General features: G+C 60.8%; 1 protein-coding gene and 1 pseudogene. Both read left to right on the top strand.

The genetic code is table 11. The annotated features are described in order from the left end of the window. The first annotated feature begins 485 nt into the window (after nucleotides 1-485). Nucleotides 486-1,514 carry a nuclease-related domain-containing protein gene (locus ACESL5_RS09070; protein ID WP_372592461.1) on the top strand — a complete coding sequence of 343 codons (1,029 nt, stop codon included), beginning with the start codon at nucleotides 486-488 and terminating at the stop codon, nucleotides 1,512-1,514. Between the two features lie 526 nt (nucleotides 1,515-2,040). Beyond that, nucleotides 2,041-2,246, top strand: a pseudogene (locus ACESL5_RS09075) (nuclease); the annotation flags it as partial.

Here is a 2,246-nt window from a genome sequence, read left to right on the forward strand (position 1 = left end):
GATGCGGATGCGGTGATGCTGGATGCGTGTCAGGTGTTCCAACGCACGCTCCGGAGACAAGCCGGTATGGGCCGCGTGCAGACGCGCCCGCATCACCCGGCGCAGGATCAGGGGTCACGAGACGGGGTCAGATGCACGAGACGCAGAGACGGGGTCGGGTCTCACGATCCAACTTTCTGTTGGTGGGCTGTGTTGGGATGTGAGACCGGACCCCGTTTCCTTCCCGCTGGGTGGCCGACATGGCGATGACAAGCGTCTTTACGTGAGCACGGGCGGCTTCAGCAGGGGGGCGCGCTACGAGGCCGACCGGGCGAAGATCCCGTTAATGCTGATGGATCTGGACGGCTTGGTAACCGCCTTGATGGCGCATTACGATGAAGCGGATTCCGAAACCCGTGCCCTGGTCCCGATGACGTGCGTGTATTGGCCGACATAGGGCAATTCGTTGAGGCGGGATGCCGAAATTATTCAGTTCAGGAGGTCGGATGATTCTCAAGGACAAGTACGGAGCAAGCGGTCAGGATGAACGTTCGAAGGCGGGCCACCAGCAGGAGCAGGACGTGGCGTTCTACCTGCGGAGGGAGTTCGGGAACGACGAAAACGTTTTGATTATCAACGATCTGCGGATCGAGCATAATGGGGAACGCGCGCAAATTGACCACCTGGTAGTGCATCCCTACGGGCTTGTGATCATCGAGTCCAAGAGCATCTACGGCGAGGTGAAGGTGAACGGCCATGGAGAATGGTCGCGTAGCTACCGCGGCGAGTGGTACGGGATGCCTTCGCCGGTCCGGCAGGCGGAGCTGCAGGAAACCCTGGTGAAGTATCTGTTGCAGGAGAACGTAGATAAGTTCCTCGGCCGATTCCTGGGCATCCAGACGCAGATTGGGGGCCGCGACTGGAGAACGCTCTGCGCAGTGTCCAGTAGTGCGATCCTGCATCGCGATGACATGCCGCGTGCGATCGCGAATCGGGTGGTGAAGAGCGAGTTCGTAGCGGAGAAAGTGCGCGAGCTTGTGGGTTCGCGGGCCAAGGGGGTGGTGACCGGAAAGCCGCGCTTCAGCGATAAGGAGCTCGAAGGGATTGGCGAATTCCTGCTGCAGAACCACATCGGGGAAGGTGCCAAGGGTTCGCCGGTTGCTGAGCCGCCGCGGAAGGCGCAGGTAACGCAGCCTCCCGCCGTATCCGAGGCAGCGCCCGAAACGCTGTCACAGTCGACCCTGGAGCCTGAAACGACACAGGTCGCGTCCGCGCCAGCGACGAGTCGGGCCCCCGCACTGGCCTGCAAGAAATGTGGCGAGCAGAACAATCTCGTAGGCATGTACGGCAAGTATGGTTACTACGTGCGCTGTGGAGCTTGCGGCACGAACACCTCGATGAAGAAGGACTGTCCGCGATGCCAATCGCGCAAGGTCCGGCTGACGAAGTCCGGACCCGCTTACACCGGCACCTGTAAGGACTGTGCCCATGAATGGGTGGTGTTCCAACAATCTGAGGGGGGTGGCGAGCGATGAGCCTGGCCCACGGGCGTTCGGGTGGGGTTTGGAGATTGCTGTGACACCCGTTGCAGGCAGGAATGTATGGGTATGGGGTCCCTGCGCGGATGGGGCAAGGTCTCACAACCCGACTCTGCAGCGCGCGCCGTTCTGTAGTGTGAGGGGCGGAATTGAACCACGCGTTACTGTTCGACGGCGGTGGCTGGACGCAGGCCGGTGATGAGGAGCGACGACTCTTATACGTCGCGATGACGCCCTGCCGGAAGACGCGCTGGAGGATTCGCAGGTCTCCCTGTTGCCGCCTCAAGTGCCTAGGTGACAGTGAGCGCAGCACTCTATTCGGAAAAGGTCGATCCTGTGCCCGCCGCGGGGCGAAGTGACGCATTGACTGCTGCTCGCCAGCGTCGAGACACTAGATCCATTGCAGCGTCCAGCGACTGGCGGTTGATTGCTGAGAGAGAGCCTGAAGCGAAATGGCAGAGCGGTGCGCGGCTGAAGGCCTGAAGGCTTCATCACCGCCCGGCTTTTTGAACAGGAGATCGAAGTGGATTTGAGCCCAGTTCTGGTACAAGGCCTTGCTACGTGGTGGTGGATTGCACTGGTCGCGCTGTTTATCGGGCTCGTGCGGTTGCCGGTTGTGAAAGGGTATTTCGGTGAATTACTGGTTCGGCTCACGGCGAGGCTATCTCTGGATCGGGAAACCTACCGTCAGGTACACAATGTCACGCTGCGGACGCGTGACGGCACCAC

The organism is Guyparkeria sp. (genome assembly GCF_041687595.1).
GTDB lineage: Bacteria > Pseudomonadota > Gammaproteobacteria > Halothiobacillales > Halothiobacillaceae > Guyparkeria.

Excerpts from the sequence above, each read along its gene's own strand:
- ACESL5_RS09070 (WP_372592461.1), top strand. The coding sequence starts at position 486 with ATGATTCTCAAGGACAAGTACGGAGCAAGCGGTCAGGATGAACGTTCG.